The organism is Paraburkholderia sartisoli (genome assembly GCF_900107685.1).
In the GTDB taxonomy this organism is placed as follows: Bacteria; Pseudomonadota; Gammaproteobacteria; order Burkholderiales; family Burkholderiaceae; genus Paraburkholderia; species Paraburkholderia sartisoli.
In genome coordinates this window covers 16,356-42,665 of sequence record NZ_FNRQ01000003.1, presented here as the reverse complement: position 1 = coordinate 42,665, position 26,310 = coordinate 16,356, and the positions used below count along the sequence as shown (strand labels likewise).

Below are 26,310 nucleotides of genomic sequence, written 5' to 3'. Positions count from 1 at the left end.
GGCGGACGCATTACTGACTCTAAGGCATCTGATGGAAAAAGGCATCCTCAAGAACGTAGCGATCAACTTTTTCGGGCTGGTGCTGCCAACTTTCGTATCGCTCGTGACGGTGCCGGCCTACATCAAGGCGCTGGGCGTGGAACGGTACGGCGTGATCAGCCTCGTGTGGACGCTGATCGGCTACTTCGGGATTCTCGATCTCGGCATGAGCATGGCCGCGCAGAACCACATCTCGAAGGCGCGCGCCTCGAACGACGACGAAGAATGCGCGCGGGTGTTCTGGAGCGCGTTCTGGCTCAACCTCGGCACCGGCATCGTCGGCGGCCTCGTGATCTATTTCGGCGCGTTCATCTACACCGCGTATTTCACGCGCGTATCGCCGGCGTTGCAGCACGAGGTGTATATGGCGCTGCCGTGGCTCGCCATCGCGATTCCGATTGCGAACGTCTCGTGGGTGTTTGCCGGTTCGATCAACGGCGCCGAACGCTTTGGCATCTACAACACGAACCAGACGATCGGCACGTTCCTGTTCCAGCTGCTGCCGCTCGCCGCCGCGTGGTTCGTCGCACCGAACCTGCAAAGCGTGCTGGCCGCGGCGGTTGTGGCACGGCTTCTGGCCGGGCTGCTGCTGGGGCACTCGGCGCTCAAGGTGCTCGGCATTCGCCGCGTCATGCCACCGCAGTTGAAGGTCACCAAGGGCCTCTTCAACTTTGGCGGCTGGATGCTCGTCACGAGCACGACGAACATGGTCTCCGATTCGCTCGACCGCATGATGCTCGGCACGGCAATGGGCGCGCGCTTCGTCACGTATTACACGGTGCCGCAGAATCTCGTCTACCGGCTCAACATCGTTTCGACGGCGGTGGTGCGCACGCTCTTTCCCCGCCTGTCCGCCGTGCGGCGCGATCATGCGGACGTGCTCGCGCAACAGGCACTCGAATTTCTCAACGCGGTGTTCACACCCGTTGCGATCGTCGCGATTTTCGGGCTCGAGCCGTTTCTGCATCTGTGGGTGGGCGCTGAACTCGCACGCGAAGCGGCACCTGTAGGCCGCATTCTCGTGTTGAGCGTCTGGCTCATCGGGCAGGCGAACGTCACGCGCGTGCTGATCCAGTCGCAGGTCAACCCTGCAGCGGCCGCCAAGGTCGCGCTCGTCGAGCTGCCGCTCTTCGCAGCGGGCCTGTGGTTCGGCATCGCGCATTTCGGCCTCACGGGCGCGGCGGTGATCGTGGCCGCGCGCTCGCTCTTCGATTACGCGGTGCTGTTGTGGCTCTCGGCGATCCGCGCCCGGCCCATCTGGCTCGACATGTTGCCGCATCTCGTCTTTCTGCTGGGCAGCCTGTATCTCGCCGACTTCCTGTCGAGCTTCGCGATAGCACTCGCGGCGGGCGCGCTCGTCGTGCTCGCGAATACCGGCTGGTCTCTCACGATGACACCCGCGGTGCGCGGGCTTGCCCGCTCGCTGTTGCTGCGACTGAACCCGAGGAAAAGCGCATGAACCACGACGTCCTTGACGAACCCGTCCTGCGCGCGAACCCTGACGCACCGGCCGCGCCCGCCACGCGCATCCCCGATGCGCTGTTGCCCGCACCGCGCCCGGAACTGCCGGCGCGCCGCCCGCCGCCTTCGGGCAAGTCCGTTCGCGTGGCGATCGTGCATGACTGGCTCGTCACCTACGCGGGCGCCGAACGCGTGCTCGAACAGATCATCGCGTGCTTTCCGGATGCGGACCTGTTCAGCCTCGTCGACTTTCTCGACGACCGCGCGTTCATCCGCAACAAGCCGGTGACCACGTCGTTTATCCAGAACCTGCCGCTCGCGCGCACGAAGTACCGCGCGATGCTGCCGCTGATGCCGCTTGCGATCGAGCAGCTCGACGTGTCCGCCTACGACGTAGTGATTTCCAGCAGCCACGCTGTCGCGAAGGGCGTGCTGACGGGCCCCGATCAGGTCCATATCAGCTACGTGCATTCGCCGATCCGCTATGCGTGGGATCTGCAACATCAATACCTGAAGCAGTCGAACCTGATCAACGGCCCGCGTTCCGTCATCGCGCGGCTGATTCTTCACTACATCCGCAACTGGGATATCCGCACGTCGAATTCCGTGGACGAGTTCGTCGCCAATTCGGCGTTTATCGCGCGGCGTATCAGGAAGGTTTATCAGCGCGATGCGCAGGTCATCTTTCCGCCTGTCGACGTCGACGCGTTTCTCGTCAACGAGCACAAGGAAGATTTCTATCTGACCGCTTCGCGCATGGTGCCGTACAAGAAAATCGATCTGATCGTCGAGGCATTTGCGAAGATGCCCGGGCGGCGTCTCGTCGTGATCGGCGACGGCCCCGACATGCAGAAGATCCGCGCGAAGGCGACGCCGAACGTCGAGATCATGGGTTACCAGCCGTTCGCGGTGCTGCACGACCAGATGCGTCGCGCGAAGGCGTTCGTGTTCGCCGCCGAGGAAGACTTCGGCATCTCGGTGGTCGAGGCGCAGGCGTGCGGCACGCCGGTCATCGCGTACGGCAAGGGCGGCGCGCTCGAAACGGTGCGCGACCTGTATGACGCGCGGCCCACGGGCATGTTCTTCGACGAACAGAGCACCGCTTCGATCATCGCGGCCGTCGAGGCGTTCGACGACAATCGTGGGCGTTTTTCGCCCGCGGATTGCCGCGCGAACGCGGAGCAGTTTTCGGCGCGCTACTTCCGCGAGCGCTTTTTCGAACACGTCAAGGAGAAGGTGCCGGCGCTGCGCAATGCAACGCTGCCTGCGTTCGATGCCACGCCGCCTTCCGACGGCGCGCTCAAGGCCGGCAGCATCGGCGTGCTCGCGATCGACCAGAGCGGCGTGCTGGGCGGCGCCGAGCTGTCGCTGCTCGAAGTCGTGAAGACGCTGCGCGCGCGCATCCAGGTCGCGCTCTTCGACGATGGTCCGTTTCGCACCGCGCTCGACGAAGCCGGCGTCGCGGTCGACGTGCTGGACGCCGGTGCGCTGCGCCACGTGCGCAAGCAGGGCGGCAAGCTGCCGAAAGGTCCGGCGCTAACGGGGCTTGCCTCGCTCGTACGCGCCGTGACGGCACGCGCGCGTAAGGCCGACGTGATTTACGCGAACACGCAGCGCGCGATGGTGATCGGCGCGCTGGCCGGCAGGCTCGCGCGCAAGCCGGTGGTCTGGCATCTGCGCGACATCGTCAGCGCGGAGCACTTTGGCCGCAAGCAGCTGGCGATCATCAAGTGGTGCGCGAAGTTCGGGCTTGCGCATGTGGTCGCGAATTCGGAGGCTTCGGCGCGGGCGTTTTCCGATCTGACCGGCTTCGACCGGAAGCGGATCGACGTCGTGTTCAACGGCATTTCCGCTGCACCGTTCGATGCGTTGCGCGGTGTGCCGCAACGCAGCCTGCGCACGCGGCTGGGCTTGCCGCAGGACGCGTTTCTCGTCGGCTCGTTCAGCCGCCTCGCGCACTGGAAGGGCCAGCACGTGATGCTCGAAGCGATGCTGCACAACCCGCGCATGCACGCGGTGTTCGTCGGTGCGGCGCTCTTTGGCGAAGATGACGAATACGAAGCCGGGCTGCGTGCGTTCGTCGAAGCGAACGGTCTTGCCGAACGCGTTCATTTCCTCGGATTCCAGCACGATGTCGCGGCCTGCATGTGCGCGGTGGATGTCGTCGCGCATACGTCGATCACGCCGGAGCCGTTTGGACGCGTGATCGTCGAAGGCATGCTCGCGCTGCGTCCGGTGGTTGCCGCGCGCGCGGGCGGCGTGCTCGAAATCGTCGAAGACGGTGTGGACGGATTGCTGTGCGAGCCGGGCGATGCGGGCGCGCTAGCCCAAACGCTCGATAACCTTCAGGCGGACGTTGCGTTACGCGAACGGATTGTCGCGAACGGTCATCGCACGGCGGTGCGGCGCTTCGGTACGGCGAACTATGTCGCTGGCGTCGAGCGCATTCTGAAGAACGTGGCGGGGCAGGCGGGCAAGCGCGGGAAGCTGAAGAAAGCGGCCGTCGCGTAGTGCGGCGTTACCGGTGGAATCGAAATGAAACCGGCCGCATCAGCGGCCGGCACAAACGGGAAACGACAGGAATCAACAGCCAGGCGGCGCCTGCTCAGGTTCGAGCGGGCGCCGCTTTTGCCTTGGGCTTGAGGCTTGCCGACCACTTCATCGCGGGCAGTTCGACCAGACGGTAAAACACCCACGCGAACGGAATGGCGAGCAGCAGGAACGCGAACGAAGGCCAGATCGCGACCTGTAGCGAAGAATGAAACACCAGCGCTGACAGCAACACGAAAAGCGGCAGGTGGACGACGTAGAGCGAAAAACTGAAGTCGCCGAGATGCGACAGCAGCGGAAAGCGCGGGGCCTTCGAATCGGGACGATCGAGCGCCTTCAGCAGATAGCACGCGAAACCGGCGGCCCACAGCTGGAACGCAACGTATTGCCCGAAGTGAAACGCGACGAAGCCGGCGAGGGTGAACGCGGCCGCGCCGGCATAAAGCCATCGCGAACGCGGGCGCGCACGGGTGCCCGCATGCGCTTTCGCTTCGGCGATCCAGGCGCCGAGCGTCCACGAGAGCCAGTACGACGTGAAAAACTGCATGTCGTGGCGCTCCAGCACGAGCGCCGACACGACATTGAGCGCCGCGACGATCGCGACGACCCAGCGCATGTCGAGCCGGCGGCGCAACGCGAACAGCAGCGGATAGACGGCGTAGAACTGCACTTCGAGCGAGAGCGTCCACAGCGCGCCGTTCGAACCATAGGTTCGGCCCGCCACGCCCTGCAGCGAGAAGAGATTCACGAGGAACACCGGAAGGCCGATGTCCTTCAGCTTGTGACTCACGGGCGGCAGATGGTAGCTGATCGAATCGAGCGCGAACGTGAGCAGGAGCGCCGCCAGCAGCACCGGATAGATGCGGGCGAAACGGCGTGCCCAGAAGTTCACCGCATCGAGCCTGAATGACGGATTCGCGGCCAGCCGCCGCGCGCCGCCGCGATGGATGCAGTAGCCGCTGATGACGAAGAAAATCGGCACGCCTGCCGAGCCCCATGCGACCGGCAGCGTCAGGTACGCGACGATCGTGTTGAGGTCGAGCACCTTGCCGGCGGTGCGATGAAACGTCTCCATGCCGACCCACGTGACCTGACGGCAGTGGAAATAGGCCACGAGCAGGGCGGCGAAGCCCCGCATCGCGTCGACAACGTGCTCTCGCGCGACGCTTTCGGTACGCGTGTGGGTGCGCGAGGCGGATGTGAACGGCAGCGATGTGCCGGAGGCATTCGATGCCGGGTCGCTCATACGGAATCCCTGGTTCATGCGTTCGAGAACGCTGGTGCCGATGCGGCGATGGCGGACCGTCATGGACGCACGCGGCCGCATGAGTATCGTAATGCGCGGCGGCAATGAATAAATGAATAAAAAATCGCCTTTCAAAAGTAATTAAAAGGCATTCAGATGACGGCCCGGTAATGAAAATAAATGGATTCAGACGGGCGAATTATTTATCCGTTTTTGTCATGCTAGTTTGAAGGCTGGATTGCTGAAATGAGGGAGTAGCGCCATGAACATGCATCTGCTGGCAGGTGTCGCCGTATTGCTGATCCTCGTCGCGATTTCCGCGTATCGCGAGGCATTGAGGAACGAGCCGATCAGCCGGTTCCGGATGAATCAGGGCAACAAGTTGCCGCCCATGGACGAGAACGAGTAATTCAGAAAATCCGCTCACGCGGATTTTATTCACCAGGCGTCGCATGCTGCCTGCAAGGTCGGAAAATCCTTCCGCCTTTCATTTAACCGGCATGTAACTGTTTCCGCCTGAATTTCATAATATGACAATCCCGTCTGATTGATTATGCATATTGCGATTTAATCGTTATTTCGGTTCTCCGGACGATTTATTTTCCGCTAATCTTTTCAGGGAGCGTAGCGCCGCCGGAGTCGGGTGGCACGCATCGTCATCCACAGATGTGAGAGCACAACCATGCTGAAAGTCACTAAAGCCGTGTTTCCCGTGGCGGGCCTCGGCACGCGCTTTTTGCCCGCCACCAAGGCGAGCCCGAAGGAAATGCTGCCGATAGTCGACAAGCCCCTGATCCAGTACGCGGTGGAAGAAGCGATCGAGGCGGGCATCACGGAAATGATCTTCGTCACGGGCCGCAGCAAGCGCGCCATTGAAGATCACTTCGACAAGTCATATGAAATCGAAGCCGAGCTCGAGGCACGCGGCAAGGAAGAACTGCTCGATCTCGTGCGTGGCATCAAACCCGCGAACGTCGACTGTTTCTACGTTCGCCAGGCGACGGCGCTCGGCCTCGGTCACGCCGTGCTGTGCGCGGAAAAGCTGGTGGGCGACAGCCCGTTCGCCGTGATGCTCGCGGACGATCTGCTGCACAGCACCGAGCCCGTCATGAAACAGCTGGTCAACGTCTTCAACCACTATCACAGCTCGGTGGTGGGCGTTGAAACCATCGCGCGCGAAAAGAGCCGCTCGTACGGCGTGGTCGATGGCCGCGAATGGGAAGAGGACGTCATCAAGCTGTCGGGGATCGTCGAGAAGCCATCGCCCGAGACGGCGCCGTCGAACCTCGGTGTCGTGGGCCGTTACGTGCTGATGCCGACGATCTTCAAGCACATCCGCGCGCTGGAACCGGGCGCGGGCGGCGAGTTGCAGCTGACCGACGCATTGCAGTCGCTGCTGACGGAAGAGCAGGTGCTCGCGTACCGCTATTTCGGCACGCGTTTCGATTGCGGCAGCAAGCTTGGCTATCTGAAGGCGACCGTCGAATTCGCGCTGCGCCATCCCGAAGTGAAGGCGGATTTCGAAGCGTATCTGCAGGACTATCTGCCGCTCGCGCTCACCGCGCAGGCTGCCTGAATCCATCGCGCCATCAGGCGTTCCCGCTTGCGTCGCGACGTGAGCGGGCGAGCAGGTCGCGGACTTCGTCGTCATCGGTTTCGCTGAAGTCCGCGTAAAACTGACCCACGCTGAAGAAAACGTGCGGCTTCATCGCGCAGACCAGTTCATCGACGCTGTCCCCGAGCCGGTGCGCCGCATCCGCGGGCGCCACCGGCAACGCCGCGACGATGGCCGCCGGCGCGTTCGCGCGCAGCGCCGCCACGGCGACCTTGAGCGTCGCGCCCGTCGCCATGCCGTCATCCACCACGATCACCGTGCGTCCGGCAACCGGCAAGGCGGGCCGCGCGTCGCGGTAGAGCGCTTCGCGCCGCGCCAGTTCGACGCGCTCCTGCGCGTGTACGCGCGCGAATTCCGCCTCCGTCACGCCGGTTTCGCCCCGCAACTGACGGTCGACGTAAAGCGCGCCGCCCGACGCAATCGCGCCCATCGCGAGTTCCGGCTGCATCGGCAGGCCCAGCTTGCGGACCACCAGCACGTCGAGCGGCGCGCCCAGTGCTGTTGCCACTTCGAACGCGACCGGCACGCCGCCGCGCGGCAAACCCAGCACCACGACGTCGCCGCGGCCGGCATAGGCGCCCAGCTGGCGCGCGAGCACGCGGCCAGCCTCCGCTCGATCGGCAAAACGATGCTCCATGATCGCCCTCATCACGGTTGACGCACGAGGCCCGCCGCGCCGCATGACGTCGCGGCAGGCCGCGGCAGATTGCGGCAAGCCCCGCCAGGCTTTGGAACGCGGGTCCGGCCATTCCCGGGTGCCTGTTGCATATTTGGCCCTACCGGCAGCGGGCCGGCTTCGTGTATTGTCAATCCTGTGGACGATCCCATGCTTCTTTTCGCAGCTGTTAGCGTAAACCCCAGTGTGCCAGGGCTCTGGAACTGCCGATGTCGGGTTAGGGAGCGCAACTATGATTCGTCAAGAGACCGCAGGGTTCGCCATTGACGCCGAGCCGGAGAGCGCACGCTACCGGTCGAGTCTGGCAGAAGAAGTGCTCGCGTCCGAACAGAGTGTGTTGCGCCTGATCACGCGTAATACGCCATTGCCGGAACTGCTTGTCGAGGTATGCCGACGCGCCGAGGCGCTGCTGGGTATCGGCGCATCATGCACGATCCTGCTGCTCGACGAAGACGGCTGCCGCATGCGGATGGGCGCCGCGCCGTCCTTGCCCGCGTCTTACAGCGCGTCGCTCGACGGACTCCAGATCGGCCACGGTCGCGGTTCTTGCGGCACGGCGATGTTCGAGCGGCGCATGGTGGTCGTCGAAGACATCGAGACCGATCCGCTCTGGGAAGAGTTCAGACATCTGGCGCTGCCGGTCGGGCTGCGCGCCTGCTGGTCGATTCCGTTGCAGGACGACGCGGGCACCGTGCTTGGCGCGTTCGCCGTCTATTACCGCACACCGCGCCGGCCGGGCGGGGAAGAAGAAGCGATCCTGCGCGACATCGGCCGCAGCGTCGGGCTCGCGGTCCATCAGGACACCATCGCGCGACGCCTCGCGCAAAGCGAGGAGTATCACCGGCTGGTGGTCGACCACCTGAACGAAGGCATCGTCGTGCAGTCGCCGGATGGCGTCGTTCTGGCGTGCAATCCGAGCGCCCGGCGCATGCTTCACGCGAAGACGCGTCTCGTGGGCGACAGCATCTACAGCGTGCTCAGGCACGCCGTGTGGGAAGACGGCACGCCGATTCCCCCGGACGAACAGCCAACCCATCGTGTGCTCGCAAGCGGCAAGCCGCTGTTGGGCCTCACCATGGGCCTCGTGCTGGCCGACGGCGAGATGGTGTGGATCACCGAAAACGTCGTGCCGATCATCAAGCCGGGGGAAAGCGAAGCGGGTTCGGTGCTCATCTCGTTCAACGATATCGGCCCCGTGCGCGAGGCGCACCGGCAGCTCCGGGAGCTCGCGACGCGCGATTCGCTGACGGGCCTCTACAACCGCGCGTACCTCGCCGACCGGATGCGCGAGCTGTTCGAACCCGCCGACGGCAGCGCGCCCCCCGAACGGATCGCCGTGCTGTTCGTCGACCTCGATGGCTTCAAGAAGGTCAACGACACCGCCGGACACGACGCGGGCGATGCACTCCTTTGCAGCGTCGCCGGACGGCTCGCGCGCTGCGTGGGCGAAGCGGACACGCTCGCGCGGGTGGGCGGCGACGAGTTCGTGATCGTCGTGAGCGGTTATCGCGACGCCAGGGATCTCGCGACGCTCGCGCGTCAGGTGCTCGACACGATCGCCGTGCCGTTCGAGATCGCCGACAACGAGTATTACCTCGGCGTCTCGATCGGCATCAGCGTGTCGCCTGGCGACGGGCAGGACGCCACGATGCTGATGCGCCACGCCGATTCCGCGATGTATCACGCGAAACAGCGCGGCCGGAACAACTTCCAGTTTTTCACCGCCGAGTTGAACCAGCGTCTGCAACGGCGCTTCATGATTGAACAGTCGTTGCGGCGCGCGCTGGCCGCGGGCGAGCTGAGCCTCGTCTACCAGCCGGTGATCGACAGCGGCTGCGGCCGCACGATCGGCGCGGAGGCGCTGCTGCGCTGGCACCACGAAGAGCTCGGCCAGGTGTCGCCGGCGGAGTTCATTCCGGTGGCCGAAGACACCGGCCTCATCGTCGCGATCGGTCACTGGGTGCTCGAACGCGCCTGCGAGCAGGCCGCCGAATGGCGTCGCACGATTGCCCCCGATCTCGTGATCGCCGTGAACCTGTCGCCGCGCCAGTTCAACGACGGGCTCGTCGAGCGCATCGCCGCCTGCCTTGCGCGCACGCGGCTCGATCCCGGCGCGCTGGAACTTGAAATCACCGAAGGCCTTCTGATGCGCGACAGCGAAGCCGTGCTGCCGATGCTGCTGGCGCTGGCCGGCATGGGCGTGCGGATTTCCGTCGACGACTTCGGCACCGGCTATTCGTCGCTGTCGTATCTGAAGCGCTTTCCGCTGCACAACCTGAAGGTGGACCGCTCGTTCGTCGCCGGCCTGCCGGACCATCGCGATTCCGTGGCGATCACGCAGGCCGTCGTCGCGATGGCGCATTCGCTGGGGATGAACGTGACCGCCGAAGGCGTCGAAACGGTGGAGCAGGCGGCCTTTCTGCGCACCATCGGTTGCGACAAGCAGCAGGGCTATCTCTTCAGCCGGCCCGTCGAGGCGCACGCCTATGCCCATCATCTGCTCGCCCCGTACGATGCCCCAGGTGTCCAGATGGCGCGCTGAACCGGCCATGCCAGGTCTGGCATGTCATGGGCGCCGGATGTGTGCGCCCGTTGTACCCGTCACGCCAGGCACGCCCCGCCATATCCGGCCGGGCGCGGGCCTTGTTTTTGCTGGGGCATCGGCCGAAGAACGCGGCTTCGCGCGCGTCCCTCGCCGCGCTGGAACCCGTAATATAATCAACGGCTAACCCCAAGCCAGTCCGCTGTGCTGGCACCGGCCGAAGCGCATCAGGCGAGGCGGGCAAGGAAACGAAAGGAAGGGGGCGGGGGCGAAGCAGATCGAACGCCCGCACCCATGCCGCGCCTGCATTCACTTCGCACAAGGCTCGCAAGCCTGTTATTCCATGACAAATCCTTCCGGCTCACACGACGACGAGCCGCTGGTCACCGTTCCGGTTTCGGGCAACGACGGTCCCGCCGATGCCGGCAGTTACCGGATCAAGACCCCGGCGGGTGCGTCGACATCGTCCACCCGCTGGATCATGCCAGGCGAAACGGTCGACATCGACGACCTGTCGATCGGGCGGGGCTTCTTCTACGTCGGCGATTTCCGGCGGGCGCGTCCGGGTCCGGTCGACGCGTGCGTGGTCGACACCGGCGCTCCGCTCGCGCCGGAGGCGACCGATCCCGCGGTGGACATCGGCGTCCTGCCGCCTGGCTACGCGACCCTGTCGGGTGAAGAGCGGCGCACGTACCTTGAATGGCTCGCGTCGTCGCGCCGGAAATCGGACATCCATACCCGCTACCTGTTCCTGCATCTGTTCGGCTTCGAGCGGCGCGTGCTCATCGACGGCGCGGCCGGCAAGGTCAGCGCAGCCGAATACGAAGAGATGACGCGTGAACTGCTGCGCATGCTCAACCTCGATGCCGACTACTCATGGCAGCGGCACGTGCGCAATCTGCTCGACATCATCGGCCTGATGGCCGCGCGAACCGGCAAGGTCTACGACCAGAAGCCGCCGAACGGTTCGGCGACGGGGTATCAGGTGCCGCTGAACGTGCGCGTGGCGTTCGGCCAGGCCGCGCTCGACCGTCACCCCGTGCCGGCCGGCTGGGCGCTCGCATGGGTCAAGCTCGATCCGATGATGATCCGCCGCGCGGCCGTGGCGCGCTGTCCGGACGAGTTCGACCGCGTCTTCATGCGCCGGTATCGCGAGCGTTCTCAGGAGGGCATGCTGGTGCCGGTGAACCGCACGCGGCTCAACGTGCTGCCGCAACCCGCGTTCAAGGCGCTTCAGAACGTACCGCTGCCGGGGTTTCTGCTCGGGCTGCCGGATGTCGCCGCGGTCACCGGGCCGCGCAACCGGCTGCAGTTGCTGATGAACGAATCCGCCGACGCGCTCGGCGCGTTCAGCCGTTATCTGGCCCGCAATCCCGACGCGTACGGCTCGCTCGAAGCGACGCTGATGTTGCCGCCCGACGTGTGGCCCGATGCGACGCGCGACGCGCTTGCCGCGCTCGCGAGCGACGTGGCGGACACGACGATGGTGACCACGTTCGGCACGCTCTTCGCGCGCTTCAAGGTGATGGGCACGCTCACGCGCGACAGGATGGCGTCGTTCAACGCCGCGCTGTCGCAGGTGGGTGTCGCACTCGAACCGGACGTGCGGCTTGGCGCGCGCACACCGAAACCCGACGATGCCGTCGTGCTGTTCGCCGCGCCCGCAACCTCCGCGCCCGCGCATACCGACGATGCGTACGTCGTCGCGACCTTGATGGTCGATCTCGCCGCGGCGGTGGCGACGGCGGACGGCAGCGCATCGGCGGCGGAAATCGCGCTGATCGAGCGGGAAATCGACGCGTGGTCGCATCTCGAACCGCTGCAGCAGACACGCCTGAAGGCGAGAAATCTCGTGCAGCTCGCGCAGGCCGCATCCAGCGCGGGTTTGAAGAAGAAGCTCGAACCGCTGCCCGCCGCGGTCAAAAAGGCGATCGCGTGTTTCCTCGTGCAAACCGCGAACGCGGACGGCACGGTTTCGCGCGAAGAGGTGAAGCTGCTGGAAAAGATCTACCGGATGCTTGATCTCGACCCGCAGCGTCTCTATATCGATCTGCATCAGGGCGCGAGTGCCGCGTCGGGTTCGCCGCGTGGCGCGCGCGCCGCTGGTGCAGCAAAGCCGGGAAGATCGGCATCGAAAGATGCCACACCGGACGCACGCCCGGCAGGCGCGGAATTCGTACTCGACACGGCGCGAATCGCGGCGCTTCAGCACGAAACCGCACGCGTGTCGGCGATTCTCGCGGATGTGTTCGTCGAAGAGCAGCCGGCCGTGCCGCTGGAAGCGTCGAACGCGCAGGCATCCGTCGAACCGGAAGAGCCGGAAGAGGTCGCGGCAACGCCAGGCGCGTTGCTCGGGCTCGACGACGCGCATTCGACGTTCCTGCGGCTTCTGGTGTCACGTCCGGCGTGGACGCGCGCTGAACTCGCCGATGCCGCGGCGGACCTCGAGCTGATGCTCGACGGCGCGATCGAACAGGTCAACGAGGCGTCGCTCGATCACTGGGACGAGCCGCTCACGGACGGGGACGACCCCGTGGAAATCAATCAGGATCTGGCACAAAGGCTGGCAGCATGACAACGATTCCAACGATTCGCCCGAAGGACCGCGATGCGGTCCTGCAGTCCCTGCGCGCCGGCGTCGTGCCGCGCGCCGGACAGCACCTGATTCAGGTGGGCCGCGCGCGTGAACTCGAAGCGCTGCTGCAGGACGTGGAACGGGTCGCCGATGGCGGCTCGAGCTTTCGCATCGTCGTCGGCGAATATGGCGCGGGCAAGACGTTTTTTCTGAACCTGGTTCGCGCGATCGCGCTGGAGAAAAAGCTCGTCACCGTCCATGCCGACCTGAATCCGGACCGGCGCCTGCACGCGTCCGGCGGGCAGGCGCGCTCGCTCTACGCGGAACTCGTCAAGAACATGGCGACGCGCACGAAGCCCGAAGGCGGGGCGCTGGCGGGCGTCGTCGAAAAGTTTATCGGCCAGGCGAAGACCGAAGCGAAAGCGACCGGCCGCACGAGCGAAGCCGTGATCCGCGCGCAACTCGCGCAACTGACCGAAATGGTCAACGGCTACGATTTCGCGGACGTGATCGCGGCGTACTGCCGGGGTTTCGAGGAAGGCAACGAGCAGCTGAAAAGCGACGCGGTGCGCTGGCTGCGCGGCGAATTCTCGACGCGCACCGATGCACGCAACGCGCTGGGCGTGCGCACGATCGTCGACGACGCCAGCATGTACGACCAGTTGAAGCTGCTCGGCCGCTTCGTGCGGATGGCCGGTTATAGCGGGTTGATGGTGTGCCTCGACGAACTGGTCAATCTCTACAAGCTCGCGAACGTGCAGGCGCGAAACGCGAACTACGAACAGATCCTGCGCATTCTCAACGACTCGCTGCAAGGTTCGGCGGCGGGTCTCGGTTTCGTGCTGGGCGGCACGCCGGAGTTTCTGCTCGACACGCGGCGTGGTCTCTACAGCTATCCGGCGCTGCAATCGCGGCTTGCGGAAAACACGTTCGCGACGAACGGACTCGTCGACTATAGCGGCCCGGTGATCCGTCTCGCGAGCCTCACGCCCGAGGATTTTTACGTGCTGCTCGACAAGATCCGCATCGTCCACGCGTTCGGCGACGCGGGCAAGGCGCTCCTGCCCGTCGAGGCGATCCAGGATTTCATGGCGCATGCCGCCGCGCGTCTTGGCGAAGCGTATTTCCGCACGCCGCGCACCACGATCACCGCGTTCATCAACCTGCTTGCCGTGCTGGAACAGAATCCCGATGCGAACTGGCGACAGCTGATCGGCGGCCTCGAAGTCGAGCGCGATACCGGCGGCGCAGCGGACATCGCAACCGACAGCGACGATGAACTCACCAGCTTCCGGCTCAACTGAGTCACGCAGTTTCGACCTGCTCGACGAGCGGATCCGCCGCTGGATCTGGCGCGAGGGCTGGACGGAACTGCGCGACGCGCAGGAGCGCGCGGTGCCCGCGCTGATCGACGCCGATCGCGACGTCATCATCGCTGCCGCCACGGCCGCCGGCAAGACCGAGGCGGCATTCCTGCCGATCCTGTCGAACCTGCTGCGCGATGGACGTTGCGTCGGCTCGGTGCTGTATGTGAGCCCGCTGAAGGCGCTGATCAACGACCAGTGGTCGCGTCTGGAGCAACTGTGCGAGTCGCTCGACATTCCCGTGACAGGCTGGCATGGCGACGTATCCGCGGGCCGCAAGCAGCGCTTCCTGAAGCATTCCACGGGCGTGCTGCTGATCACGCCGGAATCGCTCGAGGCGTTGTTCGTCAATCGGGGCGCGTCGCTCGCGACGATTTTCAGCACGCTGCGCTATGTGGTCGTCGACGAGCTGCACGCGTTCATCGGCGCCGAGCGCGGCATGCAGTTGCAGTCGCTGATGGCGCGCGTCGATCACGTGTGCGGCCGTGCGGTGCCGCGTGTGGGGCTCTCGGCGACGCTCGGCGACATGCAGCTCGCCGCGCGCTTTCTGCGCGCACGGGCGAAGCAGCCCGTCGAGATCATCGAGTCCGGCAGCGCGGGGCAGGAACTGAAGGTGCTGATCAAGGGATTCGTCGAAACGGGCGCGCGGCTCGATTTCGATCTCGCGCCCGGCGAGCGTCCCGCGCTCGAAGACGACGTACCCGGCAGCACGCTCGAAGTCGCCAGCCAGATCTATCGCGCGCTGCGCGGCTCGAACAACCTGATCTTTCCGAACAGCCGCCGGCTGGTGGAAAACTACGCGAGCCTGCTGCGTCGCGCGTGCGAGCGCGACGGCTATCCAAATGAATTCTGGCCGCACCACGGCAGTCTTTCGAAGGAACTGCGCGAGGAAACCGAGCGGGCGCTGAAGGCCGGCGACCGGCCCGCGAGCGCGGTGTGTACGACGACGCTCGAACTCGGCATCGACATCGGCGCCGTGAAGAGCGTCGCGCAGATCGGACCGCCGCCATCGGTGGCGAGCCTGCGGCAGCGTCTGGGACGCTCGGGGCGCCGCAAGGGCGAAGCGGCGATCCTGCGCTGCTACTGCGTCGAGGCGGAACTGCGCGACGACTCTGATCTCTCGGACCGGCTGCGCGAAGGTCTCGTGCAATCGGTCGCCATGGTGCGGCTGCTTTTGAAGCGCTGGTTCGAACCACCGCGCGCGGGTGGGTTGCATCCTTCGACGCTCGTGCAGCAGATCCTGTCGATCATCGCGGAGCGCGGCGGCGCCACGGCAATCGACCTGTGGCAGACGCTCGTCGTGGACGGCCCGTTCGACACGATCGACAAGCCCACGTTCGCCGCCATTCTGCGCAGCCTCGGCAGCCGGGACCTGATCGTGCAGGAGCAGGGTGGCTTGCTGCTGCATGGCGTCGCGGGCGAGCGGCTCGTGAATCACTACGCGTTCTACGCGTCGTTTTCCAGCGACGACGAGTTCAGCGTGATCGCCGGCAACCGGCACCTGGGTTCGCTGCCGGTTTCGCATCCGCTCACGCCCGGACAGAGCATCATTTTCGCCGGGCAGCGCTGGCGCGTGGAGGATGTCGATGCGGAAAAGAAGAGCGTCTTCGTTCATCCGGATCGCGGCGGTGCGCCGCCCGTTTTCGACGGCGCGGGCGCCCGGGTCCACGACGAAGTGCGGCGCGAGATGCACCGCGTGCTCGCGGAAACGGAGCCGGTCGCGTTTCTTGATGCCAGAGCACAGATGTTGCTCGACGAGGCGCGGCGTTATTTCGCTTCGTCGAACCTTGCGACGCAGTCGATCTTCGTCGCGGGCAGCAGCGTGATGCTCGCGACGTGGTCCGGCGACTGGCTGAACGACGCGCTCGTCGTGCTGCTTCGCGCGCAGGGTCTCGATGCGTGGAATCAGGGGCCGGCGGTCAGCGTCCGCGCTTCGGGGACCGGCACGGTGCGCGACGTGTTGCAGCGGATCGCGACGATGACGGCATCCGAAACCACGGCCGCGTTGCAGACGATCCAGAACGTCGACAACGAAAAGTGGGACTGGACGCTGCCTGACGACGTGAAGCGGACCGCGTATGCGTCGCTAAGGCTCGATCTGGCCGGTGCGGTGGCCGAGGCGCGACGGCTCTCCATGGGTATGTCGGCCTAGCACCTATCGATATCAGAAAATCTTCGTTTGTCGCGTTTAACAGCTTGTTTAGACTCGCTTCGTCTTGTCATGACAAGTTGCGATGACCCACTCCGTTGCCACTGTATTGCCGCTATCGGCTGTGCCGCTCTACGTCCAGATCAAGGAGGTGCTGCGCGCACGCATCCTCGACGGGACCTATGCATCGCGCAGCCAGATGCCATCCGAGCATGAGCTGTGCGCGATGTTCGAGGTCAGCCGGATCACGGTCAGGCAGGCGCTCGGCGACCTTCAGAAAGAGGGCTTGCTGTTCAGGATTCACGGCAAGGGGACCTTCGTTTCCAGACCCAAGGCATTCCAGAACGTGACGTCGCTGCAGGGCTTCGCGGAGGCGATGTCGTCGATGGGTTATGAAATCGTCAACCGGCTGCAGCGCTTTCGGGTCATCAACGCGGATCGCCATATCGCTTCCCGCCTGCACCTGCCGGAAGGCGCGCGGGTCGTGGAGATTCACCGCGTGCGGATGCTGAACCGCGCGCCGGTCTCGCTGGAAGTCACGTACGTACCCGAGGCGCTCGAAAAACGTCTCGCGAACGCCGATCTCGTGACGCGCGACATCTTCCTGATCCTCGAAAACGACTGCGGACTGTCGCTCGGCCATGCGGATGTGTCGATCGACGCGATCCTCGCCGACGACGACATCGGCGCCGCGCTGCAGGTGGAGGAGGGCAGCCCCGTGTTGCGGATCGAGCGCCTGACCCATTGCGCGGACGGCACGCCGATCGACTATGAATACCTTTATTTTCGCGGCGACGCATTCCAGTACCGGATGCGCATCGACCGTGAAAAGAAACGCAGAAATGCGAGGAAAGCGTGATGAACACACATGTTCTGGAATACGACGTAGTCGTGGTGGGCGGTGGAACCGCCGGGCCGATGGCTGCGGTGAAGGCAAAAGAGCGCGATCCGTCGCTCAGGGTGCTGCTGCTCGAGAAGGCCAACGTCAAGCGCAGCGGCGCGATATCGATGGGCATGGACGGGTTGAACAACGCGATCATCCCCGGCCACGCGACGCCCGAGCAGTACACGCGTGAGATCACCATTGCAAACGACGGCATCGTCGATCAGTCAGCGGTGTATGCGTACGCGCGCCACAGCTTCAAGACCATCGAGGAACTGGACCGCTGGGGCGTGAAGTTCGAAAAGGACGGCACGGGTGACTACGCCGTCAGGAAAGTACATCACATGGGCTCGTACGTGCTGCCCATGCCCGAAGGTCACAGCATCAAGAAGGTGCTTTACCGCCAGCTCAAGCGCGCGCGTGTGGCCATCACCAACAGGATCGTCGCGACGCGGCTTCTGACCGATGCGACCGGGCGCGTCTGCGGCGTGCTCGGCTTCGACTGCCGCACCGCCGACTTCTATGTGGTGCGCGCGAAGGCCGTGATCCTGAGCTGCGGTGCCGCCGGCCGGCTGGGGCTGCCGGCCTCGGGCTACCTGATGGGCACGTACGAGAACCCGACCAACGCCGGCGACGGTTACGCGATGGCGTATCACGCCGGCGCGGCACTCGCGAACCTCGAGTGCTTCCAGATCAACCCGCTCATCAAGGACTACAACGGCCCGGCCTGCGCGTACGTGACTGGACCGCTCGGCGGTTTTACCGCCAACGGCAAGGGCGAACGCTTCATCGAGTGCGATTACTGGAGCGGCCAGATGATGTGGGAGTTCTATCAGGAACTGCAAAGCGGCAACGGGCCCGTGTTCCTGAAGCTCGATCACCTCGCCGAGGAAACGATCCGGACCATCGAGGACATCCTCCACACCAACGAACGTCCGAGCCGCGGACGCTTCCATGCGGGGCGAGGCACCGATTACCGGCAGCAGATGGTCGAGATGCATATCTCCGAGATCGGTTTTTGCAGCGGCCACAGCGCGTCGGGCGTGTATGTCGACGAGCACGCGCAAACCACGGTGCCGGGTCTCTACGCCGCGGGCGACATGGCGGCGGTGCCGCACAACTACATGCTGGGCGCGTTCACCTATGGCTGGTTCGCGGGATGGAACGCGGCCGGCGACGTCGCGGGACGTGCGTTCTCGCCACTCGACGACGAACAGATCGCCGCCGAGCGGCAGCGGATCCATGCACCGCTCGAACGCGAAACCGGACTCGCGCCGGCGCAGGTCGAATACAAATTGCGGCGCATGGTGAACGACTATCTGCAACCGCCCAAGGTCACGCGCAAGATGGAAATCGGGCTGCAGCGGTTCGAGGAAATCAGCGCCGATATCGGCGACATCAAGGCGGACAACCCGCACGAGTTGATGCGTGCGGCTGAGGTTCGGGCCATACGCGATTGCGCGGAAATGGCGGCGCGCGCGTCGCTCTTCCGGACCGAGAGCCGCTGGGGGCTTTATCACCATCGGGTGGACTATCCGCAGCGCAACGACGCCGAGTGGTTCTGCCACACGCACCTGTTCAAGGACGCGTCCGGCCGGATGACGAGCGTGAAGCGTCCGGTCGAACCGTATGTGGTTCCGCTCGGCGACCACGAAAGCCAGGCTTATCAAAAACTGCGTATCGGCGCCCGGGCACCTGAACCCGCGCTCGCGCCGGAATCTGTCTGAACGGAGCCATCCATGTCCCATACGCCTCACGAGATATTCCACCGCAGCACGGCGCCCGTCACCGTCGACGAAAGCCGGTGCATCGCGGACAAGGGCTGCACCGTGTGCGTCGACGTCTGTCCGCTGGACCTGCTCGCGATCGACCTCACCAAAGGCAAGGCCTATATGAAATTCGACGAATGCTGGTACTGCATGCCGTGCGAACAGGACTGTCCGACCGGAGCGGTCAAGGTCGAGATTCCCTATCTGCTGCGCTAACGCGGCGTTCCACCGTTATTCATTCGGGGTTGTGTGATGAAAAGTCTTAAATGGATGCAAGCTCTGGCGGTTCCTGTCTTCCTTGTTGCATCGATGGGCGTCGCGCGCGCCGAGACGATTCGCGTCGCGATCGGCACGCAGGATACGACGATCAATTGCGCGACCGGCGGCCTGATGATCCGCGAGTTGCATCTGCTCGACAAATACCTGCCGCATGACGGCAAGTACAAGGACGTCCAGTACGACATCGAGTGGAAGGACTTTACGTCGGGTGCGCCGCTCACCAACGAGATGGTGGCGGGCAGGCTCGATTTCGGCGCGATGGCCGATTTTCCCGGCACGCTCAACGCGGCGGCGTTCAGGAAAGCGGGCAAGAAGAGCGAGTTCATCACCGTGCTCTCGGGTAGCACCGAAGGCAGCGGCAACGGCATCGTCGTGCCGGTTGGCTCGCCGGTCCACTCGCTGGCGGACCTCAAGGGCAAGACGATTTCGGTGCCGTTCGCCTCGACCTCGCACGCCATGCTGCTGCGCGCGATCAAGGCGCAGGGCTGGGATCCGGAGACCGACGTCAACATCATCACGCAGGCACCGGAAGTGGCCGGCAGCGCGCTCAAGGCGCACAAGATCGACGCGCATGCCGATTTCGTGCCGTTCGCCGATCTTTTCCCGTATCGGGGTTTCGCGCAAAAAATCTACGACGGCTCGCAAACCCATGCACCGACGTTCCACGGCGCGCTTGTCAACGTCGACTACGCGAAGAAGTATCCGGAGATCGTGGTCGCCTATCTGCGCGCAACCATCGAGGCGAATCGCCTGATGGCGCAGGACCCCGAAAAATATAGCCTGCTGATCGAAAAGGTGACCGGCATCGAGGCGACCGTGGACTATCTGTACCACGGGCCGCTCGGCCTGCAGACGCGCGACCTCACCTGGAAGCCGGAATATCGCCAGGCGGTGGCGAACGCGATCGACACGCTCAAGCTGCTGAAAAAGACCGACGTCGAACTCGACACCAGCTCGATCATCGACGACCAGTTCATCCGTCAGGCGTTCAAGGAGTCAGGGCTCGACTATGCCGCCGCGCTCGCCAACTACGCGAAGCAACCGCTCGTCGCAAACGACGCGCAGACGGGCAAGCCGATCACCCGTTTTAACGACGTCGCCCAGATATGGGTGGAGGGTGAGAGCAGGGTGCGCAGCTACGCGCAGCCGCAGGAGGCATTCGGCGCGCTGGAAAACCTGACGAAGCAGAGCAGGAAGGTGCGTGCCGTGTTCGCCCAGGACCATGGGACCGGCCTGAAGCTTCTCGCCAGTCAGGCATGGTATGTCCGCTCGGCCAACGGACAGATCGCGGCGTTCCTGTTGAGGACGAGCGCGGACACCTACGCGAAGCAGGTCAGCGGAAACGTCGTCGATTACGCGTCGGCGCGCGCCGACGCTGCCCAGGCCCTGGCCGCGCGTTAACACAGGTTAACGCGGTTTCAGCCCGGCATCCCACCCTGCGAGGAATTCAAGCATGGCAACTTCTCTTGCAAGTACCGAAAGCGGCGGCATGCCGTCGGCCTCCGGACGGGTATCGTCCGGCATGCCCGCCGGACGATGGATCTGGCGTTGCGTCTCGCTGCTCGCATGTCTCGGCCTGTGGCAGCTCGCGGCGCAATACAAGGCGTCGCTCGGCTTCGTGACAATGGCGAACGTGCCCGCGCCCACCGACGTCGCGCCGGCGTTCTGGCATCTGCTGCATTCGCCGAAGCTGCCGATGCATCTCTTCTCCAGCATCACGCGCGTGCTGGTCGGATTCTGCGCGGCCGCGGCGGTGGGCATCGGCTTTGGCCTCGCGATCGGACGGTACCGCGCGTTCGAGGACACGTTGCTGCCTTCGCTGGAAGTGCTGCGCCCGATTCCCGCCGTTGCCTGGATCCCGTTGTCGATCCTGATGTTCCCGTCGTCCGAGGTGAGCATGATGTTCATCACGTTCGTCGGCGCGCTGTTCCCGATTCTGCTCAACACCATTCATGGCGTCGAGGGCGTCGACCCGCGTCTCGTCGCGACGGCGCGCAGTCTCGGCACGCGCCGTCTTTCGCTCTTCAGCGAAGTGATCCTGCCGGGCGCCGCGCCCGCCATCGTGACCGGCCTGTCGATCGGCATGGGCACCGCGTGGTTCTGCCTGATCACGGCCGAGATGATCGCGGGGCAGTACGGAATCGGCTATTTCACGTGGGAGTCGTACACGTTGCAGAACTACGCTGACATCGTCGTCGGCATGCTGCTGATCGGCGCGCTCGGCATGGGCAGCAGCGTGCTCGTCAAGCGGCTGGGGCTTGCGCTGATGCCGTGGTACCGGCTGAGCGAGGTTCGCCGATGAGCGCCGTGCCGGTCACCGGCGCGGACGTCGGACGCGTCGACGTCCGTTCCGTCAGCATCGACGTGGGCCCGGCGAACGAGCGCTTCACCGCGCTCGACCGTCTGGACTTCACCATCGAGCCGGGCGAATTCGTCTGCGTGCTCGGTCCTTCGGGTTGCGGCAAATCCACCTTGCTCGGCGCGATGGCGGGTCACGTGGCGCTCACGCGCGGCGAGATCGCCGTCGATGGCGAACCGGTCGACGGTCCGCACCGCAACCGTGGTCTCGTCTTCCAGCAGCACACGCTGTTTCCGTGGAAGCGCGTGATCGACAACGTCGCGTTCGGACTCAAGATGAACGGGCTCTGCCTCGCGGAGCGGCATCGCGAGGCACGTGAGCTGCTGGCGCTCGTCGGCTTGCAGGGTTTCGAATCGCGCTATCCAGTGCAACTGTCGGGCGGCATGCAGCAGCGCGTGGAGATCGCGCGCACGCTGATCAACCGGCCCCACGTCCTGCTGATGGACGAGCCGTTCGGCGCGCTCGACGCGCAGACCCGCCGGATGATGCAACGCCTGCTGCTCGACATATGGACGCGCATGCGGACCACCGTGCTCTTCGTCACGCACGATATCGACGAAGCGCTGTTTCTGGCGGATCGCATTCTCGTGCTATCGCACCGGCCTGCGCGGATCGTCGCCGATATCGCCGTGCCGCTCGCGCGGCCGCGCGACGACGAAAGCACCGTTGCCGCCGGGTTCATCGACATCAAGCGGCGGTGCCTCGCGTTGCTGCGCGAGGCGGCCTGAAGAGAGATTCACTCCGATTTTTGTTTTCATCCCAAGCGACTCATGACTGATTTTCCCCCGCTGACATTCGACCCCGACGCGCTGGACCCCGAGGCTTCCGTGCTGCTGCCGCGCCTCTCCGACGGCGACCCCGTGGTGCGCCGCATCGCGCTGCTTGAACTCGCGGATCTGGAAGACGAAAACCTGTTGCCTCCGATCGTCGATGCGTTGCGGCACGACAATTCGGCTGACGTGCGCCGCGAGGCGGCACGCGTGCTTGCTGCGTGGGAGAGGGAGGAGGTCGTCGACGCGCTGTGCGGCGCGCTGCTCGATCGCGACGAAGCGGTGCGTCTGGCCGCAGCCCAGAGTCTTTCTGAGCTTAAGGACGCGACGTCGGGGAAGGTGTTGCTGCGCTGGGTCGCGCGCACGGAGCCCTTCGTGCAGGTGGCGGTCTTGCGTGCGCTGCGCGAATTGCGGCTCGCCGATGCATTCGATCCGGCCTTGCGCGCGCTCTCGCATTCGCTGGCGACGGTGCGTCTCGAGGCGGTCGGCGTACTGGGATGGCTCAAGGACCCGCGCGCGCTTGCGCAACTCGCGTCAGTGGCTGCCGGCGACGCCGATCCCGACGTGCGCCGCGCGGCGGTGGGTGCGCTCGGACTGTGCCCGGAGCCCACGACGCCGATCGTCGATGCGCTCCTCAGCGCGTTGCGCGACGACGCGTGGCAAGTGCGTGAAGAAGCCGCGACGACGTTGGGCAAACTGCGCGCGCCAGGCTCCGGCGAGGCGCTGGTTGTATCGCTTGACGATCCCTACTGGCAGGTCCGGCTGACGGCAGCACGCGCGCTCGGTCGCTTGCGCGATGCGGCCGCAGGACCGGCGCTTGCCGTGTTGCTCTCGCATGCCATCAGCAATCTGCGCAAGGAGGCGGCGCTCGCGCTCGGTGAACTCGGCGACAGTGGCGCGTTGCCAGCGCTTCTGGCGGCCCAGGGCGACGCCGATCCGGAAGTACGCAAGGCGATACGCATCGCGCTGCAACAGATTGGAGGCCACCCGGCATGAAGATGCCCGTACGAGTCGAGCTTGATTCCCGCACGCATACGATGACGCTGCACTGGCCCGACGCGGTGACGCAGCGCTTGAGCCACGGCGCGTTGCGCAGCGCCTGTCCGTGCGCGGCCTGCCGGCGCGTGCGCGTTGCGGGCGACGAGGTGCGCGCCGCGGAAGGTGTCGCCGTGATGGATATTCAATCGATGGCGTATGGCGTGCAGCTCGTTTTCAGTGACGGGCACGCGCAGGGTATTTTTCCGTGGGCGTTTCTGGAAGCGCTGGGGGGTGATGCGGTGTGAGCGAAGCGGTAATCCGTCGGGGACAGGTTGAATGATCTTTGAACCGGTCGAGCTTCAAGATAAAAGAATCGGCCATGCCGACCTCGCCGGTCGCCACTCACGCTGTACAAACGCGAGATGCCAGGCATCCTGATTGACGGCGATTTCGCTTCTCACTATATTCGCCCTGTCAGACATGGCATATATCGACAAGACCAGTCTGTAACCAGGCCGCCCAGACTCATACCGCTGATCGGGCAGTCCTCGAGGTGTCTATCTTGCCCGGCCGACGTGCCCGAATCTGGCAAAGGGCCAGGCAATCTATCGGACGGTCGTGAATCTACGTCAGCTTGAACATATCGTCGCACTGGCTGAGGAGGGCAGCTTCGCGCGTGCCGCGCAGCGCGTCCACCTTAGTCAACCCGCATTGAGCCGCAGCATTCAGGCCATCGAGCAATTTCTCGGCACGGCGCTTTTTGATCGAACGACACGCGAAGTGCGAATCACCCCGACGGGGCAGACGGTCGTGCGGCGCGCGAAGAAGGTACTGTTCGAGACACGCTGCCTGCTACGCGATGTCGACCTGATGAAGAATCACGACATCGGTTCGGTCAACTTCGGGGCAGGGCCATACCCCGCCGCCATGCTGCTGTCCGCGGCACTCGACGACCTCGCACGGAATCATCCCGGGCTGCGTGTCAACGTGACGGTGGACAACTGGAAGCCGCTGCTGACACTGTTGCAGGAGGAAGCGCTCGACTTCGTGATGATCGACATACGCGGATTCCCGGCCACGAGCGAGATCGACTTTATCTCGTTGCCGAAACAACGGGCGGCATGGTTCGTGCGCAAGGGGCATCCGCTTGCCGGTAAAAACAACGTGGAAACGCAGGCGCTGCACGACTACCCGATCCTGTCCGTGCCACTGCCTGATGCCATGCAACAGTCGCTTCGCAAGTGGCTTCGCTACGCGCCGAATCAGGAGATGGAATTTCATCTGACCTGCAACGACGTCAACGTTCTGCAGGAGTACGCGAAAAAGACCGACGCACTCGTGCTGCTTACGACCAATGCGATGTGGCGCCCGGCCGACACGGCGGAACTCGTGCCGCTTTCGCTGCCCACCCGTTCGCCACTCACGCTTCAGTGCGGAATTGCCCATCTGGCGGGGCGTACGCTTTCGCCGGCCGCGCAGCAGTGCATCGTCGCGATCCGGCGCATCGCCGCGGCCCATCCGCCGGCGGCTTCCCCCGATTAATGTGGTCCATGCATTGAGTTTATGAAAACTATGCAATTGCCTTATTGATGGGCACGCGGTCCAATGATCCCCACGTGGCAGCGTAACGGGCAACGCCCGGCGAAATAGCCGCGACAGGAGACGACATGACAGCTGTGCCCCGCAATATCCAGCATCGATGGATCATCCTCATCTGCCTGTTTTTCTTTCTCGCGATCAATTTTGCAGACAAGGCGGTCATCGGTCTCGCAGCAGGGCCGATCATGCGTGAACTCCATCTCACGCACGGCCAGTTCGGACGCATTGCCGCCAGTTTCTTCACGCTGTTCTCACTGTCCTCGCTGCTTGTTGGATTGCTCGCCAATCGCATCAAGACCCGCTGGCTGCTGCTGGCGATGGCCCTGATATGGTCGCTGTCGCAACTTCCGCTGCTGCTGGTCGCCGCACCCACGACACTCATCGTATCGCGCGTTCTGCTGGGCGCGAGTGAAGGGCCAGCCTATCCGGTCGCGGTCCACGCGCTCTACAAGTGGTTCGTCGATGAAAAGCGCGCGTTGCCCACGTCGCTGCTGACGATCGGCGCTGCATTCGGCGCGGGACTGATCGCGCCGCTCGTCACGTGGATCATCGTCGCGTTCGGCTGGCGCTCGGCGTTTCTCGTGCTGGCAGGCGTGGGCGTCGCGTGGAGCGTGGTCTGGCTCTGGCTCGGACATGAAGGTCCGCTCGACGCGCTGCCGCACGGCGCGGTCGGCGTGCCGACGACGTCGTCTGCACGCATTCCGTTACGCACGCTGCTGCTGTCGCGCACCTGCTTCGCTGGCAACCTGTCGGGTTTTTCCGCTTACGTCCTTCTCACGTTGTCGACAATCTGGCTGCCGAGCTATCTCGTGCGCGTGGCCGGATATTCGCTGCTTCAGGTCGGCTGGATCATCGTATTGCCCGCATTCGGCCAGATGGTTTCCGCGCCACTTCTCGGCTGGTGGTCGCAGCGCCTGATGCGGCGTGGCGTATCGAGCCGGCATGCTCGCGGAACACTGGGCGGCGCGGTCGTGGTGATATCGGGTGTCGCGCTCGCGCTGATTCCCTCTTTGCCGCACGGGCCACTTCTGATCGCCGCGGTCACCCTCGCGTTTTCACTCGCGTCGTTCACGTTCACGACGGGTGTGACACTCGCCGGCGAAATCGTCCCGGCCGCCCAACGAGGAGGACTGCTCGGTATTAACGTCTGCATTACCACGCTCGCTGGCCTGGTGACGCCGGCCGTCATGGGGCAACTCATCGACGTGGCGGGCGATCCGCTCAACGGCTATCGCGCCGGCATGCTGGCAGCCGGTGCGTTCGCGGTCGCGGGTGGCGTGATTTCAGCATGGCTTGTCGATCCCGCCGGAGATCGGCGGCGATTCGCGGCGATGGCACAGGCGATGGCCGGCGGCCCGGCGCCGACAACCCCGTCGTCGCATGCAGACAAATCCGCGGCTGCGCAGCGCGGTGTCTGATTTCCTGAACACGATCGGCGCGTGGCGATGTATTTCAA

20 protein-coding genes are annotated in these 26,310 nt (G+C 64.6%); 18 read left to right on the top strand and 2 right to left on the bottom strand.

Features of this window, described 5'->3' with window-relative positions; genetic code table 11:
* Positions 1-31: 31 nt before the first annotated feature.
* Complete coding sequence (locus BLV45_RS11490) at positions 32-1,498, top strand: flippase (RefSeq protein WP_090532974.1); 1,467 nt, start codon at positions 32-34, stop codon at positions 1,496-1,498.
* A complete protein-coding gene (locus BLV45_RS11485) occupies positions 1,495-4,011 on the top strand; it encodes a glycosyltransferase family 4 protein (protein WP_090532971.1) in 2,517 nt (838 codons plus the stop codon). Before BLV45_RS11490 ends, BLV45_RS11485 begins: the two co-directional genes overlap by 4 nt.
* Positions 4,012-4,105: 94 nt before the next feature.
* Here BLV45_RS11485 and BLV45_RS11480 read toward each other — a convergent pair whose 3' ends face one another.
* Positions 4,106-5,296, bottom strand: a complete 1,191-nt coding sequence (locus BLV45_RS11480; RefSeq protein ID WP_090533836.1) for an acyltransferase family protein — start codon at positions 5,294-5,296, stop codon at positions 4,106-4,108.
* Positions 5,297-5,558: 262 nt separating this feature from the next.
* Between BLV45_RS11480 and BLV45_RS27505 the strand changes: the two genes are divergently transcribed.
* Together BLV45_RS27505 and galU are read left to right on the top strand one after the other, a co-directional pair.
* Positions 5,559-5,705 carry a hypothetical protein gene (locus BLV45_RS27505; protein WP_176954137.1) on the top strand — a complete coding sequence of 49 codons (147 nt, stop codon included), beginning with the start codon at positions 5,559-5,561 and terminating at the stop codon, positions 5,703-5,705.
* A 273-nt stretch (positions 5,706-5,978) separates the two neighbouring features.
* Entirely contained in the window at positions 5,979-6,872 is an 894-nt protein-coding gene (galU, locus tag BLV45_RS11475) for a UTP--glucose-1-phosphate uridylyltransferase GalU (protein ID WP_090532969.1), read from the top strand.
* Between the two features lie 13 nt (positions 6,873-6,885).
* On the opposite strand, the gene BLV45_RS11470 is transcribed toward galU, so the two are convergent.
* Positions 6,886-7,548, bottom strand: a complete 663-nt coding sequence (locus BLV45_RS11470) for a phosphoribosyltransferase (protein ID WP_090532968.1) — start codon at positions 7,546-7,548, stop codon at positions 6,886-6,888.
* A gap of 271 nt (positions 7,549-7,819) precedes the next feature.
* On the opposite strand from BLV45_RS11470, the gene BLV45_RS11465 reads away from it, so the two are divergent.
* The 14 genes from BLV45_RS11465 to BLV45_RS11400 all read left to right on the top strand — a co-directional run bounded on the left by BLV45_RS11465 (position 7,820) and on the right by BLV45_RS11400 (position 26,272).
* Entirely contained in the window at positions 7,820-10,129 is a 2,310-nt protein-coding gene (locus BLV45_RS11465) for a putative bifunctional diguanylate cyclase/phosphodiesterase (protein WP_090532967.1), read from the top strand.
* Between the two features lie 343 nt (positions 10,130-10,472).
* A complete protein-coding gene (locus BLV45_RS11460) occupies positions 10,473-12,704 on the top strand; it encodes a tellurite resistance TerB family protein (protein ID WP_090532964.1) in 2,232 nt (743 codons plus the stop codon).
* A 5-nt stretch (positions 12,705-12,709) separates the two neighbouring features.
* On the top strand, positions 12,710-14,008 hold the full coding sequence (locus BLV45_RS11455) for an ATP-binding protein (RefSeq protein WP_090533834.1): 1,299 nt from the start codon (positions 12,710-12,712) through the stop codon (positions 14,006-14,008).
* Complete coding sequence (locus BLV45_RS11450; RefSeq protein WP_090532962.1) at positions 13,980-16,220, top strand: DEAD/DEAH box helicase; 2,241 nt, start codon at positions 13,980-13,982, stop codon at positions 16,218-16,220. The genes BLV45_RS11455 and BLV45_RS11450 overlap by 29 nt, the downstream gene beginning before the upstream one ends.
* Positions 16,221-16,302: 82 nt before the next feature.
* Positions 16,303-17,076, top strand: coding sequence for a GntR family transcriptional regulator (locus tag BLV45_RS11445; RefSeq protein WP_090532960.1), 774 nt, complete (start codon positions 16,303-16,305; stop codon positions 17,074-17,076).
* Positions 17,076-18,827 carry a fumarate reductase/succinate dehydrogenase flavoprotein subunit gene (locus BLV45_RS11440; RefSeq protein WP_090532958.1) on the top strand — a complete coding sequence of 584 codons (1,752 nt, stop codon included), beginning with the start codon at positions 17,076-17,078 and terminating at the stop codon, positions 18,825-18,827. The genes BLV45_RS11445 and BLV45_RS11440 overlap by 1 nt, the downstream gene beginning before the upstream one ends.
* A 12-nt stretch (positions 18,828-18,839) precedes the next feature.
* The gene (locus tag BLV45_RS11435) at positions 18,840-19,085 is read left to right on the top strand and encodes a 4Fe-4S dicluster domain-containing protein (RefSeq protein ID WP_090532956.1); all 246 of its coding nucleotides are present in this window, start codon (positions 18,840-18,842) and stop codon (positions 19,083-19,085) included.
* Positions 19,086-19,121: 36 nt separating this feature from the next.
* Positions 19,122-20,549, top strand: coding sequence for an ABC transporter substrate-binding protein (locus BLV45_RS11430; RefSeq protein ID WP_176954136.1), 1,428 nt, complete (start codon positions 19,122-19,124; stop codon positions 20,547-20,549).
* A 121-nt stretch (positions 20,550-20,670) separates the two neighbouring features.
* Positions 20,671-21,450 carry an ABC transporter permease gene (locus BLV45_RS11425; protein ID WP_245753238.1) on the top strand — a complete coding sequence of 260 codons (780 nt, stop codon included), beginning with the start codon at positions 20,671-20,673 and terminating at the stop codon, positions 21,448-21,450.
* Complete coding sequence (locus tag BLV45_RS11420; protein WP_090532950.1) at positions 21,447-22,235, top strand: ABC transporter ATP-binding protein; 789 nt, start codon at positions 21,447-21,449, stop codon at positions 22,233-22,235. The genes BLV45_RS11425 and BLV45_RS11420 overlap by 4 nt, the downstream gene beginning before the upstream one ends.
* A 42-nt stretch (positions 22,236-22,277) precedes the next feature.
* Positions 22,278-23,273, top strand: coding sequence for a HEAT repeat domain-containing protein (locus tag BLV45_RS11415; protein WP_090532948.1), 996 nt, complete (start codon positions 22,278-22,280; stop codon positions 23,271-23,273).
* Positions 23,270-23,560, top strand: coding sequence for a gamma-butyrobetaine hydroxylase-like domain-containing protein (locus tag BLV45_RS11410; RefSeq protein ID WP_090532945.1), 291 nt, complete (start codon positions 23,270-23,272; stop codon positions 23,558-23,560). Before BLV45_RS11415 ends, BLV45_RS11410 begins: the two co-directional genes overlap by 4 nt.
* 313 nt (positions 23,561-23,873) lie before the next feature.
* Positions 23,874-24,797: a LysR family transcriptional regulator gene (locus BLV45_RS11405; RefSeq protein ID WP_090532943.1), complete on the top strand. Its 924-nt coding sequence runs from the start codon at positions 23,874-23,876 to the stop codon at positions 24,795-24,797.
* A gap of 125 nt (positions 24,798-24,922) precedes the next feature.
* Entirely contained in the window at positions 24,923-26,272 is a 1,350-nt protein-coding gene (locus BLV45_RS11400) for an MFS transporter (protein ID WP_090532941.1), read from the top strand.
* Positions 26,273-26,310: the final 38 nt, after the last annotated feature.

Excerpts from the sequence above, each read along its gene's own strand:
- BLV45_RS11490 (WP_090532974.1), top strand. The coding sequence starts at position 32 with ATGGAAAAAGGCATCCTCAAGAACGTAGCGATCAACTTTTTCGGGCTG.
- BLV45_RS11485 (WP_090532971.1), top strand. The coding sequence starts at position 1,495 with ATGAACCACGACGTCCTTGACGAACCCGTCCTGCGCGCGAACCCTGAC.
- BLV45_RS11480 (WP_090533836.1), bottom strand. The coding sequence starts at position 5,296 with ATGAGCGACCCGGCATCGAATGCCTCCGGCACATCGCTGCCGTTCACA.
- BLV45_RS27505 (WP_176954137.1), top strand. The coding sequence starts at position 5,559 with ATGAACATGCATCTGCTGGCAGGTGTCGCCGTATTGCTGATCCTCGTC.
- galU (WP_090532969.1), top strand. The coding sequence starts at position 5,979 with ATGCTGAAAGTCACTAAAGCCGTGTTTCCCGTGGCGGGCCTCGGCACG.
- BLV45_RS11470 (WP_090532968.1), bottom strand. The coding sequence starts at position 7,548 with ATGGAGCATCGTTTTGCCGATCGAGCGGAGGCTGGCCGCGTGCTCGCG.
- BLV45_RS11465 (WP_090532967.1), top strand. The coding sequence starts at position 7,820 with ATGATTCGTCAAGAGACCGCAGGGTTCGCCATTGACGCCGAGCCGGAG.
- BLV45_RS11460 (WP_090532964.1), top strand. The coding sequence starts at position 10,473 with ATGACAAATCCTTCCGGCTCACACGACGACGAGCCGCTGGTCACCGTT.
- BLV45_RS11450 (WP_090532962.1), top strand. The coding sequence starts at position 13,980 with ATGAACTCACCAGCTTCCGGCTCAACTGAGTCACGCAGTTTCGACCTG.
- BLV45_RS11445 (WP_090532960.1), top strand. The coding sequence starts at position 16,303 with ATGACCCACTCCGTTGCCACTGTATTGCCGCTATCGGCTGTGCCGCTC.
- BLV45_RS11440 (WP_090532958.1), top strand. The coding sequence starts at position 17,076 with ATGAACACACATGTTCTGGAATACGACGTAGTCGTGGTGGGCGGTGGA.
- BLV45_RS11435 (WP_090532956.1), top strand. The coding sequence starts at position 18,840 with ATGTCCCATACGCCTCACGAGATATTCCACCGCAGCACGGCGCCCGTC.
- BLV45_RS11430 (WP_176954136.1), top strand. The coding sequence starts at position 19,122 with ATGAAAAGTCTTAAATGGATGCAAGCTCTGGCGGTTCCTGTCTTCCTT.
- BLV45_RS11425 (WP_245753238.1), top strand. The coding sequence starts at position 20,671 with ATGCCCGCCGGACGATGGATCTGGCGTTGCGTCTCGCTGCTCGCATGT.
- BLV45_RS11420 (WP_090532950.1), top strand. The coding sequence starts at position 21,447 with ATGAGCGCCGTGCCGGTCACCGGCGCGGACGTCGGACGCGTCGACGTC.
- BLV45_RS11415 (WP_090532948.1), top strand. The coding sequence starts at position 22,278 with ATGACTGATTTTCCCCCGCTGACATTCGACCCCGACGCGCTGGACCCC.
- BLV45_RS11410 (WP_090532945.1), top strand. The coding sequence starts at position 23,270 with ATGAAGATGCCCGTACGAGTCGAGCTTGATTCCCGCACGCATACGATG.
- BLV45_RS11400 (WP_090532941.1), top strand. The coding sequence starts at position 24,923 with ATGACAGCTGTGCCCCGCAATATCCAGCATCGATGGATCATCCTCATC.